Origin of the sequence: Dokdonia ponticola (assembly GCF_042653865.1) — a bacterium.
GTDB lineage: Bacteria > Bacteroidota > Bacteroidia > Flavobacteriales > Flavobacteriaceae > Dokdonia > Dokdonia ponticola.
In genome coordinates, this window is sequence record NZ_JBHSFV010000003.1 from 26,663 (window position 1) to 43,193 (window position 16,531).

Annotated in this window: 15 protein-coding genes; 9 read left to right on the plus strand and 6 right to left on the minus strand. The window is 36.0% G+C overall.

Translation table 11 applies throughout. From position 1 onward, the window contains the following. Window positions 1-89 precede the first annotated feature (89 nt). The 3 genes from ACFO3O_RS06530 to ACFO3O_RS06540 form a co-directional block, all read right to left on the minus strand. Complete coding sequence (locus tag ACFO3O_RS06530; protein WP_379977764.1) at window positions 90-2,156, minus strand: M13 family metallopeptidase; 2,067 nt, start codon at window positions 2,154-2,156, stop codon at window positions 90-92. A gap of 120 nt (window positions 2,157-2,276) precedes the next feature. After that, window positions 2,277-2,786 (minus strand): nuclear transport factor 2 family protein, encoded by a 510-nt coding sequence (locus ACFO3O_RS06535; protein WP_379977765.1) that lies wholly within the window; start codon window positions 2,784-2,786, stop codon window positions 2,277-2,279. Then, window positions 2,783-3,424 carry a hypothetical protein gene (locus ACFO3O_RS06540; protein WP_379977766.1) on the minus strand — a complete coding sequence of 214 codons (642 nt, stop codon included), beginning with the start codon at window positions 3,422-3,424 and terminating at the stop codon, window positions 2,783-2,785. Before ACFO3O_RS06540 ends, ACFO3O_RS06535 begins: the two co-directional genes overlap by 4 nt. Window positions 3,425-3,545: 121 nt before the next feature. Between ACFO3O_RS06540 and ACFO3O_RS06545 the strand changes: the two genes are divergently transcribed. After that, a complete protein-coding gene (locus ACFO3O_RS06545) occupies window positions 3,546-4,499 on the plus strand; it encodes an NAD-dependent epimerase/dehydratase family protein (RefSeq protein ID WP_379977768.1) in 954 nt (317 codons plus the stop codon). Between the two features lie 339 nt (window positions 4,500-4,838). Here ACFO3O_RS06545 and ACFO3O_RS06550 read toward each other — a convergent pair whose 3' ends face one another. The 3 genes from ACFO3O_RS06550 to ACFO3O_RS06560 are packed head-to-tail and all read right to left on the minus strand — an operon-like array spanning window position 4,839 to window position 8,615. Continuing rightward, window positions 4,839-7,157, minus strand: a complete 2,319-nt coding sequence (locus ACFO3O_RS06550) for a TonB-dependent receptor plug domain-containing protein (protein WP_379977769.1) — start codon at window positions 7,155-7,157, stop codon at window positions 4,839-4,841. Next, window positions 7,141-8,043 carry a FecR family protein gene (locus ACFO3O_RS06555; protein WP_379977770.1) on the minus strand — a complete coding sequence of 301 codons (903 nt, stop codon included), beginning with the start codon at window positions 8,041-8,043 and terminating at the stop codon, window positions 7,141-7,143. Before ACFO3O_RS06555 ends, ACFO3O_RS06550 begins: the two co-directional genes overlap by 17 nt. A 56-nt stretch (window positions 8,044-8,099) precedes the next feature. Further along, window positions 8,100-8,615: an RNA polymerase sigma factor gene (locus ACFO3O_RS06560; RefSeq protein ID WP_379977771.1), complete on the minus strand. Its 516-nt coding sequence runs from the start codon at window positions 8,613-8,615 to the stop codon at window positions 8,100-8,102. A gap of 161 nt (window positions 8,616-8,776) precedes the next feature. Between ACFO3O_RS06560 and ACFO3O_RS06565 the strand changes: the two genes are divergently transcribed. The 8 genes from ACFO3O_RS06565 to msrA all read left to right on the plus strand — a co-directional run bounded on the left by ACFO3O_RS06565 (window position 8,777) and on the right by msrA (window position 16,503). After that, a complete protein-coding gene (locus ACFO3O_RS06565) occupies window positions 8,777-10,423 on the plus strand; it encodes a LamG domain-containing protein (RefSeq protein WP_379977773.1) in 1,647 nt (548 codons plus the stop codon). Between the two features lie 128 nt (window positions 10,424-10,551). After that, complete coding sequence (locus ACFO3O_RS06570; protein WP_379977774.1) at window positions 10,552-10,695, plus strand: DUF2256 domain-containing protein; 144 nt, start codon at window positions 10,552-10,554, stop codon at window positions 10,693-10,695. 1 nt (window position 10,696) lies between these two features. Continuing rightward, window positions 10,697-11,995: a DASH family cryptochrome gene (locus tag ACFO3O_RS06575; protein ID WP_379977775.1), complete on the plus strand. Its 1,299-nt coding sequence runs from the start codon at window positions 10,697-10,699 to the stop codon at window positions 11,993-11,995. After that, entirely contained in the window at window positions 11,996-13,531 is a 1,536-nt protein-coding gene (locus ACFO3O_RS06580; protein WP_379977776.1) for a cryptochrome/photolyase family protein, read from the plus strand. Beyond that, window positions 13,509-15,023 carry a cryptochrome/deoxyribodipyrimidine photo-lyase family protein gene (locus tag ACFO3O_RS06585; protein ID WP_379977777.1) on the plus strand — a complete coding sequence of 505 codons (1,515 nt, stop codon included), beginning with the start codon at window positions 13,509-13,511 and terminating at the stop codon, window positions 15,021-15,023. Before ACFO3O_RS06580 ends, ACFO3O_RS06585 begins: the two co-directional genes overlap by 23 nt. Before the next feature lie 52 nt (window positions 15,024-15,075). Then, a complete protein-coding gene (locus tag ACFO3O_RS06590; RefSeq protein ID WP_379977778.1) occupies window positions 15,076-15,375 on the plus strand; it encodes a TIGR03643 family protein in 300 nt (99 codons plus the stop codon). A 173-nt stretch (window positions 15,376-15,548) separates the two neighbouring features. Continuing rightward, window positions 15,549-15,971 (plus strand): DUF2452 domain-containing protein, encoded by a 423-nt coding sequence (locus ACFO3O_RS06595; RefSeq protein WP_379977779.1) that lies wholly within the window; start codon window positions 15,549-15,551, stop codon window positions 15,969-15,971. After that, window positions 15,964-16,503, plus strand: coding sequence for a peptide-methionine (S)-S-oxide reductase MsrA (msrA, locus tag ACFO3O_RS06600; RefSeq protein ID WP_379977780.1), 540 nt, complete (start codon window positions 15,964-15,966; stop codon window positions 16,501-16,503). Before ACFO3O_RS06595 ends, msrA begins: the two co-directional genes overlap by 8 nt. Window positions 16,504-16,531 lie beyond the last annotated feature (28 nt).

Sequence of the window (16,531 nt, forward strand, 5' to 3'; positions counted from 1 at the left end):
TACTTCGATTTCACACTTCGGCAAGCTCAATGTTACATGGTATAAGCTTTAGCAAAAACGTTGAACGTCAACATTAATAACTATGTTTTTTACCAGATGCGAACACGTTTTTCTGGCGCTAAGTACATAGAATCTCCTTCTTTGATATCAAATGCTTCATAGAACGCATCTATATTGAGAAGCGGTTGTGTGGCACGTACTTTTCCTGGAGAATGCGGATCTGTTTTTACTTGTGTGCGTAATGCTTCATCACGACTTTTGGTTCTCCATACGGTTGCCCAAGACATAAAGAAACGTTGCTCTGGAGTAAAGCCATCAATATTGTCTGGGCGTCCATTTTCTGCGTAGAATTTTTGAAGTCCGTCATACGCACCTAAAACACCTCCTAAATCTCCAATATTTTCTCCTAAAGTAAACTTTCCATCCACATATACACTGTCTAATACTTCTATGTTGCTATACTGTTCTGCCAGTGCATTTCCTCTTTCAGTAAAGGCTTTAAGGTCTTCTTCTGTCCACCAGTTTTTTAGGTTTCCCTCACTATCAAAACGAGCACCGCTATCGTCAAACGCATGAGAAATCTCATGGCCTATCACGGCCCCAATACCTCCATAATTAACAGCTTCGTCTGCGGTGTAGTTATAGAAAGGGGGTTGTAAAATAGCAGCTGGAAATACAATCTCATTGTTAAGCGGATTGAAATATGCATTTACAGTTTGAGGAGACATTCCCCATTTTGACTTATCAACAGGCTCTCCTATTTCTGCATAGTTTTTATCTTGCCCCCATTTTCCTACAGCGATCATATTTTCGAAATATGTCTTGTCAGCAGCTACTTCCATGGTACTATAATCCTCCCATTTGTCTGGATATGCGATCTTAACTGTGAACTTATCTAGTTTTTCGATCGCTTTTATTTTTGTATCAGCACTCATCCAATCTAGCTTTTGGATTCGTACCTTGTATGCTTCGATGACATTTTTGATCATAGTTTCTGCACTTTCCTTAGCTTCTGGCGGGAACTTAGCATCTACATACAATTGCCCTAATGCTTCTCCCACGGTATTATTTACCGTAGCTAGTGCACGTTCTTCAGCAGGGCGTTGCTTTTCTGCACCATTTAAATAGTTGCTGTAAAATTCCCAGTTTGCCGTTTCTATGTCTGTTGTAAGTAAGCCAGCAGCACTATTAAAGGTATCCCATTTTATCAGTGTTTTAAGATCCTCAACAGAAGTTTCTTTGAGGAAGGTGTCTAAAGCTTCTGTATATCTTAGTTGCGTAACAATGAGTGTGTCAAACTTTTTAGTAATCCCTATATCAGAAATCATTTTAGTGAGATCAATAGAAGAGAGTATGGCATCTACTTCTGCTATCGTCCTAGGATTGTTATAGTTACGCGCATCACGACTCTCTACTTTATCAAGTCGAGGTGCTGCTAGTTGGGTTTCCATTGCTAAAATTTTAGTAGCAGCTTCTTTTGCGTTAGCTTCGCTGTCACCAATCATTTGTAGCATGCGCGCAATGTGTTTTTTATACTCTTCACGAATCTCTTTTGATTTCTGATCTTGTTCCAAGTAGTAATCACGATCAGGTAACCCAAGACCATTTGCTACAAGATATACCGCATTCATAGCACTATTGTTTAAATCTCCTTGGACTCCTATGCCTAAAAAAGGAGAAGAAACAGACGGATTTTTTGCTAGTACAGTTTGTAGGTCAGTCATATCCTTGATACTTTCTATTTCTTCTAAGGCAGGTACAAGAGGGGTAATTCCTGCTTTGTTACGAGCGATCGTATCTAGTTTTGTATCAAAAATAGCCAATGCTTTTGCTTGATCAGAATCAGGCGCATACGTACCGCTAGCTTTTGCTTTGGCTAGTATTTCTAGCACATCGGTATCTGTTGACTTACGTAGCACGGCGAAACCTCCCCAGCTAGTTCTATCTGAAGGAATTTCTGTATTTTTCATCCAATTACCATTTACATAATTGTAAAAATCGTTTTTAGGATTTACTGATGTATCCATGTTTTCTAAAACAATTCCAGGTGTTTTTTCTATGGTAGTGGAAGTCTCTTTTTGAACCGTTTCTTGTTTACAACTTGTAAAAGCAATAGAACAAGAGGCAAGAATAGCCACTGTTTTTATAAGTTTCATGTTTGTGTTTAGATTTTTTATTTATGGTGAATAAGACGTGTTTTTATATATTTTGTTACACATCAAAGGAAGTGGAGAATTTGTGCCATTTAGTGTATTCGTAAGCAGTAATTTATAAAATTATTGCTTTCTCATTTTCTCCATATGCTCAAGATCCCATTCTTTTTTCATGGCTGTTACGTCTTTTACATTTTCATTTGGAATGGCAATAGACAACACATAATGTTTTACTTTCCATACACCGTTTTCTTTTTTTACAACGCCAGAACCCCTGCAAATCCCCATTTGGGTGTCGAGGTGTTCATCAAACCAGGCGGTATCTCCGTTTTCATCTAGATAGATGTTTCGTTCTAAGGTAGTAAAGGTCCACGCTTTACCCTTATCAAAATAAGGTTTTGAAAACGATTTAAACTCGGCATTCTGCCAGTTTTCAGTGGCATCTGTTCCGATAAAGACTGCATCCTGAGTCATCATACCAAAATAGGCGTCAAAATCTGCATCGGCAGCGGCTTTATGCCAAGATACAAGCATGGTATCAATGGTTTGTTTTTCTGTTTTTTCTGTTAAATTCTGAGCGATTCCTGTTGTAGCAAAAAACGCTACAAGAACGAATAAAGTAGTACGTATCATTGGTTTGTTTTAAAAATTTTTACAGGGGGCTTTCCTTTGGGTATGGGTTTTTCTTGTTCAATAGAATCTGCTGGATCAGTAATTTCTTGATCAAGTTGTTTGAGGATTTCTTCTACGGTTAATGAGAATTTTTCATTGATTTGAAGATTCAGATTTTGAAATGCATTTTTAAGATCTACAATTGTAAGCGCTATTTCTTCGGGATTAGGATCGCCTTTTTGAGCATAATTATTTACTATTTTTAATTTGGTTTCTACCGTAAGTAATCTTGCATTTATCGCAGGCGTTTCTAAATTGTCTGGTGTAAGGTCTACGATTTCTTCTGCTGCTTCTCCTTGGCCATCAAATGTAGCTATTAGCGTAGCTAATTGATTTTTTAAGGTTCCTAACGAAACACCCTGCAAACTGTCTAATCGTTTTGAAATGTTTTGGTATAATGACCAGTTTTTTACCGCCTCTTGCGCTTTTGGTGTTAAGCGTAAAGAAGGTTTGAGTCCCTGTGTGCTATTGGGAATTGTGAGCGTGTCAATAGCCAGTAGTTGTGTTTCTTCTGACTCTTGGACTTGAGTTTCTTTTTTTTCACAGGCAGTAAGAAAAAAAAGGGTGCTCAATAGGTATATGAGTATACGCAGTTTCATAAATAGTTAAAAAGTTGATAGACAAAAGTAGCCTAAATAGGAATATACAAGAAAAATTTATGATTAAGTTTGCTTTTTGTATACGCTTTCGCGAAAGCGTACTTTTATTAAAAATATCAAGATGAAATCAAGAATACTAATTATAGGTGCTTGCGGGCAAATCGGGACAGAACTTACATTGGCTTTAAGTAAGCGATTTGGAAAAGATAAAGTGGTTGCTAGTGACATTCGTGAAGGCGATGAAGCGATGATGCAAAGTGCTCATTTTGAGATTTTAGACGCAACAGACCTGCAAGCTGTTGAGGATATTATTTTTAGGTATAAAGTAGAAACTGTTTATCTCATGGCAGCAATGCTAAGTGCCATTGCGGAGCGTTTTCCTGCAAAGGCATGGGATTTGAATATGAATTCGCTTTTTCATGTCTTAAATTTGGCAAAAGATAAAAAGATAAAGAAAGTCTTCTGGCCTTCTAGTATTGCTGTTTTTGGGGAAACCACACCTGCTCAAAATACACCTCAAACTACGGTGATGGAACCTTCTACCGTTTATGGGATTTCGAAGCAAACAGGAGAACGTTGGTGTGAGTATTATCATAAAAAATATGGCGTAGACGTACGTAGTATCAGATATCCAGGATTGATAAGTTATACCACAGAACCTGGTGGAGGAACCACAGATTATGCAGTAGATATTTATCATAGAGCATTAAAACATGGGCAATATCGTTGTTTTTTAAAAGAAGGGACTATACTTCCTATGATGTATATGGATGATGCTATAAAAGCAACCATTGCTATTATGGATGCTCCGTCAAAAAACATTAAAATTCGATCTTCCTACAATTTGGCGGCAGTAAGCTATGCTCCAGAAGATGTGACAGCGAGTATTCAAAAGCATATTCCAAATTTTGAAATAAGCTATGAGCCAGATTTTAGACAGTCTATCGCAGATACCTGGCCAGAAAGTATAGATGATAGTGAGGCGAGACGCGATTGGGGCTGGTCACATAGTTTTGGCTTGGAAGAAATCACAAAGACTATGCTGGATAATTTAAAGGATAGATATACACTATAATATCGTGAGTTCGACGTAAATAATTAGTTACTCTTTAGTTTGATTATGTTAAAGTATAATATAAACAACTCACAATCATATGTTTGTTCATTTTCTTTGCTCGTCCAAAGAAAACCGAACCAAAACCTGCCTGCAGGCAGGGAAAAGACGCTTTTTATGCGTGTCATTTCTATTTTAAATTTTAGAACTTATGAATCTTCGATTTCTTAGGTATTTTTTCGCTTTAAGCGAAAAACCACAAAGAAGTTTCTCCATCGCTTCATCTCGCCCAGAACTCACGTTCTGTCGTATACTGGAGAAAAAGAAGAAAAACTTATATCAAATTCGCGTTATAATATATTAAAAAGTAACTCTAAAACTAAGATTAGGAGTCATTCCAAGAGACGTATTATCTATTCTTGAAATAGTGCTGTCTTCATTTAAGATGAAGTAGGTATTTAGGATATTTTTTCTGTTTAATATATTCCAAAGAGATACCCCTATTTTTCCTTTTACTTTCCCTTTTAGGTTGAAAGAATAGGTTGATGAAAAGTCGGTACGTACATAGTCATTTACACGCTCGCTATTAGGAGGACCATAAATGATTTCTCTAGCAAAAGGGCTATCTCCATCAGGTAATGTCGTAACATTCCCCGAGCGCCAGTTTAGACCTAGTGCAAATTTTAAATGATCCCCTACATTATAAGCTCCTGCAAATGTCAATGCGTGTGTAATATCTGCATTGTTAGGGAAAGGGTTCCCGTCATTTAATGTGTTAAACTCGTTGTAATTTTCACTAAACGAGTAGCTTAGCCAAGTACTCAAGTTTCTAAATCGTTTGTTGACAAGAAAGTCAATGCCCTTTACTTCATAGTTTCCAGTAGCGTTTACAAACTGAAACTGGTTCTGAAACCCTTGGCTTCTAGCGGTAATTCCATCTACTTTTTTAAGGTATCCCTCTGCACTTATGAATAGTTTTTTTTTGTTATATTGCAGTCCTATAGATGCTTGTTTGCTTCTTATAATAGGAATGGTACTGTCATTCGCAAGCACCCATCGTCTGCTCTCAACACCAATAAAATCATTCTGCCTATCTATAATTTGTGATGTCGTCTGGCTTTTTAATTCTCCTAAAACCTCTACTTTAAAATCAGAAAGAAATTCTTGACTAAAACTTATTCGGGGCTCCATGAGCACTTTGTCAAATTTCCTAAAATAGTTGGCTCTCATGCCTGTTTTTAATTCTGTTTTCTTTGATTTTGTCGTTAAACGTACTTCGCTATAAAGTGCGTGACTTCTTAATACTTCTTTGATATTACTTCTAAAAGGAGGATTGTCTATATCTTCTAAGTTAACAACACCTACTTCAAAGAATTGATATCCATTCATCCAGTTTATATCATTATTTATCTTGTAGTTGGTGTTAAGTTTTATGCCTGTATCTAAGACTTCATTTTTTTGATTTAGGCGTTGGTTGTTAAGGAGGTCTGCATTTGTAGCATCTAGCGTATACAGTGAACCATACACTTGTATGTCACTTGAGAATCTAGAACTCCATTCTCTACTGTAGGTAAGCCCAGTCGCGAGGTTTTGTTGCGTGATACCACTGCTAGAAGCCTCTCTGTTATTCTCCAGATCATTAGTCTCTTCCAAATACGCTAGCGTGTTAAAAATAGAGGTGAAGTTAAAACGCAGTTTATCTTTTTTTGAAATATCATACAGCAGTTTTGTCCCAATGTCATAAAAGTAAAAAGATTCATCTCTAATTACAGTTTGATCGGTACCTGATAGTGTATTTGTAATTTCGGTATTTTGAAAAACTCGATCAAAATACTGTTGAAATGTAGGCGTTTCTATAGCATCTGTAATAGACCTTCTTGCAGATACTTGAAGCTCGACTTTGTCTGATAAAGGGATTTTTGAAAACGCATTAGCATCTATAAAATTAAATCCAGCTCCTCCTGAAAATTGATTGTTGATAGATGCGTCTAACTGTATATCTATGATACTTGAAACACCATCTCCATATACAGCACTCGTTCCGTTTTTTGCTATAAAAACATTCTTTACTAGGTGCGGATTAAAAGCAGAAATTAACCCAAAAAAGTGTCCAGATTGATACATTTTAATCCCATCCCACAAAATAAGATTTTGGTCGTGGGTACCTCCTCGTATATTTATATTTGATACTGTTTCGTCTACACTTAAAATACCAGGAAGTGCTTGAATGGTCTGTAATATATCAGGCTCAATGAGACCTGGTAAAATTCCAAAATCATCTGGTTTTATTATAATCGCTCCTGTTCTGTTTGTAGAAATACCAGAGGTGAGGTAATTTTTTATGTATACTTCGTCTAGTTGTTGACTATTAAGTACTTCTTCTTTTGTTTTTTTTATAGCTATAAAACGGTTGCTAATAATTTCAAAAGTTAGTCCTGTCGTTTTTTCTAAAATCAGTAAAACCTGCTTTAAAGGCAGGTCAGTTTTAGGTATAGTGGCTGTTTTATTTAAGATCGTGTCATCTGCATAAGAAAATCGAATATCATACTGATCCTCTATAAGTTCCAAAATATAGGAGAGGGGTTTTATTTCAGCTTCTTCTTTTGTTTGGGATCTTATTTCAGAAAAGCTAAAAAAAAGAATAATGAAAAAGAGAATTAATTTATTTTTTTTGTTCACCCTTTAAAGTTATCATTCGATTGTTTCTAATGTACTTCAGATTTAGGGGTAAGGTAATAGATTTTAGGGCAAAATCCATATCATCATGAGGAAAACTTCCAGTGAAGAGTTGTTGTGAATCTATGTCATTTTCAACGAACTTTATATCATATTGTCTTTCAAATTCAGCAAGAACAAAACTATACGGCATACTTTTGAACGAACTGATATTGTCGATCCAAGATGGATTTAATTCTGTTGTTTGCGTATTAAAAGTAAGTGCTCCGTGGATATTGAGGTAACGCTCTCCTTTTTTAAGGACAAGTGACTGACCTTGATGGTCTACACGTACAATGCCCTCGTAGCATACAACTTCAAAAAGATCATCTCTTTCTTTTACTGTAAATTGAGTCCCCACAACAGTAACAAGCCCAGTTGCGGTTTTGACGTTAAACGTTGATCCTTTTTCTACTTTAAAAAAGGCTTCTCCTTGTAATTGTACTTCACGCTGTGTATCCCATTCTTTTTCATTGAAAGATACTGTGGATAGCGCATTGAGAAATACATTAGAGTTATCAGGAAGTTTCACCTCTTGTTTTTGACTAGCGAGTGTGGATACTTGTGTTTCTTGTAGAGAAAGGGATTGATATATCCCAAAAAGAATGACAACAGCTGCTGCTATAGCGATAAGAGGTTTTAACCAATTTTTTTGCTGGTTTTTGAGCTCTAACGATTTCTTTAGTCTGTTCAATTCAACATCTGTATCAAACGCATCAGGTTTAAAACTCTGCATACTGTTAGAAATACGAAGTAGATCTTCATAATCATCTAGTGCCTTAAAGAGCTCTAGCTCTTTAGGTTCTAGCTCATTATCTAGCCATTTTCTTATTAATTCTTCTCTTTTCATAACGGTACATTCAATAATAAAACAACCAACTTATAAAAACTCCTACCCGAGTCTTTTTATAATTCGTCAATTTGTTCTTTTAGCTTTTTTAGGGCACCATATATTCGTTTTTCTACGGCCTTTGTACTAATATCTAAAAGCTGTGCTATTTCTTTATGTTTTTTTCCCTCTATTCTATTTAATAGAAATGCAACTCGTTGTGCTTCTGTCAAACTAGCTATTGCTTTTTGTAATTTTTGAGAATACTCCTGTTCTTCCATTAAAAACTCTGGATTCTCGTGCGTGTGGGATTTTGGTTTTTCTAATTGATATTTTAATACTACTTTTTGATGTTTTACCTCATTAAGCATTAAATTATTTCCTACCGTAAATAAATAACTCTTTGCTTTTTCTGGAGTAATATTTTTACAATTTTCCCAGACTTTAATAAATGCTTCTTGTACTTTGTCTTTGGGATTTAAGTGCTCACCAAACTTATAATATAAAAAAGAGTGTAGGTCACTTGCATACTTCTTAAAAAAGTTTGCATACAACGTTTCTTCACAAATATTTTTATATAAATTTTTACTCATGTGTAGGTGTCAAAGAGTCAAAATGAAAACTTAAACTATTTTTTTAAATGTAAAGGTAGGAGTTTTCATCACCTAATTGTTTTAGTTATGTGGTTTAATACTACAATGAATTGCAAATAAAAGAAATCATTTTTTAATATTTGCGATCTAATATTTTGAAAATGCTATCTAACAATAAAATTACATATTTTCTGATTTTACTCCTCTTTCTTGTAGGGGTGTCTTGTCAGCAAGAAGAGTCAGATATTATAACTCCAGATAGTCAGGAGGTTATAGATGCAAATTCTAACTTAGCTTTACTTTTATTACAAACCACCTCAAATGATGGTTCTCAAGATGATATACTAGACAATGCAAGCTGTATTGAAATTAATCTTCCTGTTACTGTTACGATAAATAATGAACTTATTATCATCAATACCGAGAATGATATTACGCTCGTAGAAGAAAATATAGATGCTTCAGATACGGATGATGATATCATAGAAATTTCATTTCCTATTACAATAACACTTAGTAATCATTCGGAAGTATCTGTTGCTAACGAAGAAGAGCTATTACAATATGCAATTAATTGTTTAGGAGAAAATAACATCCCTTGTGTAGATTTCCAATATCCTATTTCCTTTTCTGTATTTAACTCTGATTTTCAAAATGCAGATGTTGTTACTATCAATCATGACGAAGCTATGTATGAATTTATGGTTAGTATAGGAAATGATGCTGCTATTTTTGCAAGTTTAAATTATCCTGTAATACTCATCTATGACAATGGAAATACGATAGAAATAAATAGCAATACAGCACTAGAAGCTGCGATTAACAATGCAGATCAGAACTGTAGTTTTATTCCACCAGACATATGCTTTGATGTGACAGATTTATCTCTTTGTGATGATACGAATGATGGCTTTATAGCATTTGATTTAACCCAAGCTGTCCAAAATTGTAGTGATCTTGAATTGTATTCAGTTTCCTATTATGAGACAGAAGCAGACGCTATCAATCAAATAAATTCGATACCAAATCCTACTACATATACCAACACAATAATAAACACTCAAACCCTATATTATAGAGTTGAGCTTATTGTGAATCCTACCATTTTTCAAATATTCCCGTTAACATTAATTGTTGAGGATTGCTGTGATAACCCTGAGGTGTTATTTGATGATTTAGTGATCTATATGCCATTTTCAAGCGAGTTTAAAGATCTCATAAGTGGATATACCATAGATAATGTAGATGGGAATTTCGTAGAAGATAGAGACGGAAACCCTACCTGCGCCTATTCTTTTGTACAATCAGATTCTTTAATGATCCCTGTAACCCCTACAAATCAATTAGTGCAAGGGGATGCTTATTCTATAAGTGTATGGTTTAAAATGCAAAATAATAATCCAAGTGATATTGAAGTGATGTTCCAAAAAGGGACACAATTGGGAGATGGTTTTGAATTAAAAGCATTTAGCTTAAATACACCTTATTTTATAGATATCTATGATACTTCTGCTATTGATTTTGATTGGATTAATCAAGTAGATGTATCTTGGGAGAATACTGACTGGCACCATTTAGTTGTGACTGTAGACGAAAACAATACTGTACGATTATATCGTGATAATTTATTAAGAGACATCTTACCAAACTCTGAATTCGATATCGGTTCAGACCCTCTATCTTTTTTTACCCTAGGTCAAGGCTTCACAGGTCATCTTGATGATTTGAGAGTCTATAAAAAAACCTTAAATCCTACTGAAATAAATCAATTATTTACGCTAGAAGCAGATTGTAATACCTGCCTATAGATAACAAAAACTAGTTTGGTTGAGTTGTGTAAAAGGGGTCACTTATCTTATAGTGGCCTCTTTTGCCTTTTATATCAATTTTTACATTTGTTTAATCTTTTTTAAATATCTTTGAACAAATAATAAAAATGCATCGCAAGCAATCCCTTCCTGAAAAAATTTGTCTCGTCTGTAATAGACCCTTTACTTGGAGGAAAAAGTGGGAACGCGACTGGGACGAGGTTAAGTACTGTAGCGAGCGATGTAAGCGCAACAAAAAGACTATAGATTAATATGAACACTTCATTGGTTTGGTTTAAAAACGACTTACGTGTAGAAGATCAACAGTCGCTTTCTAAAGCAATTGCTTCTGGCAATCGTGTGATAGGTGTCTATTGTTTTGATCCACTCCTGTTTGAAAAGGATGCATATGGTTTTAAAAAAACAGAAAAATACCGAGCTAAATTTCTGATAGAAACCATTACCGAACTTAGAGAATCGCTGTCCTTATTAAATATTGACTTATTGCTATATCACGATAATACGTCCATTGTCATAAGCGAGATTATAAAAAAATATACCATTACCGATATATTTCTACAGAAAGAGTGGACACAAGAAGAAGCACGTATGGTATCAGCCATACAAAAGAAAACTTCAGGAGTCACTTGGCATGAAAGCTATGATCAGTTTCTATTTCATCCAGAAGATATTCCCTATGACGCTTTTTCAGAAATCCCCAATATTTTTACTATTTTCCGTAAAGAATGTGAAAAAAAAGCTACCGTACAGCCTGTCTTAGCCTCTATACAATCACTTCCTGTAAGTAATAAGATAGAAAACAACACAAAGATTCCTACCCTCCAAGAATTAGGGTTAGATACTTTTACAGTAGATACTCGAACGGCATTTCCATACAAAGGAGGGGAACTCCAAGCAAAAAAACGCATCCAACACTATTTTTGGGAAACAGAAAAATTAGCTTTTTACAAGAAGACCAGAAACGGACTCGTGGGTACAGATTACAGTAGTAAATTGTCTCCATGGCTTGCCAATGGGAGTATTTCTGCACGGCAAGTGTATTGGGAAGTCAAACAGTTTGAAAAAAAAATCAAAAAAAATCAAGACACCTACTGGCTCATTTTTGAGCTCATCTGGAGGGATTACTTTAAATATGTCTCGCTTACATACGGAAATGCTATTTTCAAAATTGGCGGTATTCTTGAGAAAGACTATGACTGGCACTCTAATAAAGCTGCATTAACTCTGTGGATAGAAGGTAAAACACCGTATGACTTTGTAAATGCAAATATGATTGAATTACGAGAAACGGGGTGGATGAGTAATCGTGGGAGACAAAATGTGGCAAGCTATTGGGCAAAAGAACTTAAACAAGATTGGCGCATTGGAGCTGCTTATTTTGAAAGTTTGCTCATCGATTATGACGTACATAGTAATTGGTCAAATTGGATGTATAATGCAGGTGTAGGCAATGACCCAAGAGATCGTATATTTAACATCAACGGCCAGGCAGAACGCTACGATGCCCAAGGGAAGTTTAGGAAGTTATGGTTGCAAAATCAATTATTTTAAATGAAAAAAGGTAGACTTATACTCGGTGATCAGCTTAATCACAATCATTCTTGGTACACCAAGGTAGATGATCAAGTGGTGTATTTTATGGCAGAAATGAAACAAGAAGCCACTTATGTCACTCATCATATTCAGAAAGTAGTCGCTTTTTTTTGTGCCATGCGTTCTTTTGCCGATCATCTTAAAAATCAAGGGCATTCAGTCGTATACTACACCTTGGATGATACTCAAAATCAAGAAACTCTAACAGAAAACATCAAGCATTTTCTCAAAGAAAATGCTTGTGACGCCTTCGAATACCAGTTGCCAGATGAATACCGATTGGATGAAGAATTAGTACGCTTTCGCGAAAGCGGATACATCCCCACCACCTCTGTAGATTCAGAACATTTTATGACGTCCCGCAACGATCTGTCAGCATTTTTTGAAGGGAAAAAACAATACACCATGGAATACTTCTATCGAATGATGCGAAAGAAGTATGATTTAATGATGATAAATGATAAAGACCCAGAAGGTGGTAAATGGAATTTTGATCAAAGCAACAGAAAAAAATGGAAGCAAGACACCCTTATTCCTACCGAGAAAACATTTGAAAAAGATGTTTCAGATCTAGTAAAACTTCTAGAAGATCAAGAGATCAAAACCATGGGAAATATCAACCCAAAAACTTTTGGATGGCCCACAACGCGAGAAGAAAGCTTAGGGATCTTAGATTATTTTTGTGAACATTTACTGGTACATTTCGGCGATTATCAAGACGCCATGGATCCCGATCAAGCCTATTTATATCATAGCCGATTAAGTTTTGCTATGAATAGCAAACTTTTGTCTCCAGAGGAGGTGGTGACCACGGTGATCTCTTATTGGCGATCACACCAAGACACTATTGATATTAGTCAAGTTGAGGGGTTTGTTCGTCAAATCATAGGATGGCGAGAATATATGCGAGGGATGTACTGGATGCAAATGCCCGAATTTGCCTCTGTCAATTACCTTGAAAATCATAATCCGCTTCCAGATTTTTATTGGACTGGTAAAACCAAAATGAATTGCCTTAAATGTAGTATTCAAAATAGTTTGGATAATGCCTATGCACACCACATACAGCGTCTAATGATTACTGGGAATTATGCCCTTCTCACCATGACAGAACCGTCAGAAGTAGATTTGTGGTATTTGGGGATTTATATAGACGCCATTGAGTGGGTAGAAATCACCAATACCAGAGGGATGTCACAATGGGCAGATGGCGGAAAAATTGCCACAAAACCCTATGTGTCTAGCGGGAGTTACATCAATAAAATGAGTAACTACTGTAAAGGATGCCATTACAAAGTAAGCAAAAAAACAGGGGAAGATGCATGTCCGTTTAACAGCTTGTATTGGAATTTTCTGGACGAAAAACAATCGTTTTTTAAGGATAACCAACGCATGCGTATGATGCTCTCATTACTCAATAAAATGGACAAAAATACCTTGATTAAACATAAAGAAAGAGCTCAAGACATTATTGAAAACCCATCAAATTATTAAAAAGGAAGTAAACATAGTATGGTTAAAACGGGACTTGCGACTGCTAGACCACCTCCCGTTATACAATGCTTTGAAAGAAGAGCTTCCTGTACTATTGTTGTATGTTTTTGAACCTTCTCTGCTAAAAGATAAACATTACAGTGACCGACATTGGAATTTTGTAAAGGAGTCTTTACAGTACTTACAAGGACAATTGAGCACCTATAACGCAGAAATTCTCATCGTAAAAGACGAGGTGATTTCTGTTTTTAAAACCTTGCTCGATCAAGTTAAGATTCACACACTGTTCTCGCATCAAGAGACAGGTTTACGTATTACCTATGATCGTGATATTGCACTAGAAAAATTTGCGGAGTCTTTAAAGAAAGACCAGCCAGATAAAAAATTTAGATGGGTAGAGTTTTGTACTAATGGAGTCCAAAGAGGGTTGCGCAATCGCAAGGGGTGGAGCGAAGACTGGGAATGGTTTATGCAACAACCTCAACTCCCTTTTAAACCTAAAAAAGACCAATTGGTTGATGTAGTTTTTATATCAGAGTTAAAAACATACTTCACAATTCCGTCGTTAGAAACACCAGCACAAACTTCTTTTCAACCAGGAGGTACACGTAATGGTTTACGCTATTTGGATTCGTTTTTAAAAGGAAGGTATCGAAACTATAATGCTCATATTTCAAAACCTATGCTTGCGCGAAAAAGTTGCTCTAGAATTTCTCCCTATATCGCTTGGGGGAATCTTTCGATTCGACAGGTGTGGCAACAAGCAAAAGCGTTCCGAAAAATAGCTACGAACAAAAGAGCGATTGATGGCTTTACCTCTCGACTTCGTTGGCAAGCTCATTTTATACAGAAATTTGAGATGGAAGACATCATGGAGTTTGTGAGTATCAATAAAGGCTACCAAACGCTTAAAAAAACGAGAAATAAAGCCTATCAAAAAGCATGGCGAGAAGGAAAAACAGGCTATCCACTTGTAGATGCCTGTATGCGGTGCCTGACAGAAACAGGCTATTTGAATTTTAGGATGCGTGCGATGACACTTTCCTTTTTTACTCATAATTTATGGCAACCTTGGCAAGATGCTTCCCCACATCTCGCGCAACAGTTTTTAGATTTTGAACCAGGTATTCATTATCCCCAAATACAAATGCAAGCTGGAGAAACTGGTATTAATATGTTGCGTATTTATAATCCTGTAAAAAATAGCCTAGAACACGATCCAAACGGCGATTTTATAAAAAAATGGATCCCAGAGCTTCGTGAAGTCCCTGTAAAGTATATACATGAACCCTATACAATGAGTCTTCTGGAACAACAGTTTTGCAACACTTTTATAGGGGTAGACTATCCTCTACCTATTGTAGATATTAAGAAAACAGGAAAACAAGCAGGGGATGTTTTATGGAATTTGAAAGAAAATAACTTGGTAAAAAAAGAAAGCTATCGTATCTTAAGAAGACATACACTAGCAGATAGAAACCTCTTTGATTAACGAGTATAGCATGCGCATATTTCACAGAAGTGAAATGAAAATTTTAAAGAAGATGAAAAAAGAGATAGTACCCGAATTTACAGAACGAGAAATAGATCGTATTATAGAAATGGCATGGGAAGACCGCACTACATTTGATGCTATTCAAATGCAGTTTGGTATTAAGGAGCAACAGGTTATTGAGTTGATGCGACGAGAGATGAAAGAGAGTAGTTTTAGAATGTGGCGTAAACGTGTGCAAGGCCGCAAAACTAAACATGAAGCAAAACGCGCTTATGATATGGATGATGCACGATTTAAGTGTAGCAGGCAAAAACAGATTACACACAATAAAATATCCAAAAGAAGGTAATGTAAGGGGTAGTTTTTATTCGCTTTCGCGAAAGCGAAGTTCACACTGAGCTTGACGAAGTACGAAAGCTTACGAAACCCTAAAAGAACAAGTATTATTCAAAAAAGTATACTAATTAATGAGATTCCCGTCTACACGGGAATGAAAAGAAACCGTTTTTACGGGCAATACACATGACAAAGAAAAAACCAGATCAAGTTGTTTATAACGAAGAAAAAGGGCGTTATGATGCGGCATTAACACCGTATGCGACCAATCTTGGCGCTCCAGCTATTGTAACGGGTGATGTAACTACTTGGAAAAACACGAATATTAATAAGGTAAATCATCAGTTCAAGACGGAGTATGAAGATCTAAAAGCTAAATACGAGGCGATGATGGAGCAGTTTGAGTACAATAACCTGATTTACTCAGCTAAGTTTGCTTTTGAACCTATTGTGGGAGAAATTTATCACTTATACCGCTCTAAAGATGGAGACCCTTTTTTATCCTTAATTTCGCCAGAGGAATGCAGTTGGGATTTTGTTGGAACATTCCAACTTAATACTGATAAAGTGTGGTTAAAAATAGACAAAAACGAAAAAGAATATGAGTAATTCAACAATCGAAGTAGCTACTTTTGGTGGGGGTTGTTTTTGGTGTGTCGAGGCAGTAATACAACGCTTAAAAGGAGTAGAAAAAGTCGTTTCTGGATATGCGGGTGGTACGGTACCCGGAAAGCCAACGTATAGAGAGGTTTGTTCGGGACTTACAGGACATGCAGAGGTGATTCAAGTGACTTATGACAGTGCAATTATTGACTATGTTTCCTTGCTTACTGTATTCATGACTACACATGACCCTACCACTTTAAATCGCCAAGGAGCCGATAGAGGAACACAGTACAGATCTGTTATTTTTTACCACAACGAAACGCAAAAATCACAAGCTGCAGAGGTATTAAAAGAAGTACAAGCGTATTATGATGACCCGATTGTCACAGAACTTTCGGAGCTTCCTGTGTTTTATGAAGCAGAAACCGACCATCAAGATTATTATAATAGCAATCGCTCCCAAGGATATTGTGTTGCTGTGATTGATCCTAAGGTGCGTAAATTACGCGCTATGTATGATTCTCTATTGAAATAAGATATAATCTCTTCAAATGCAAAAGCCC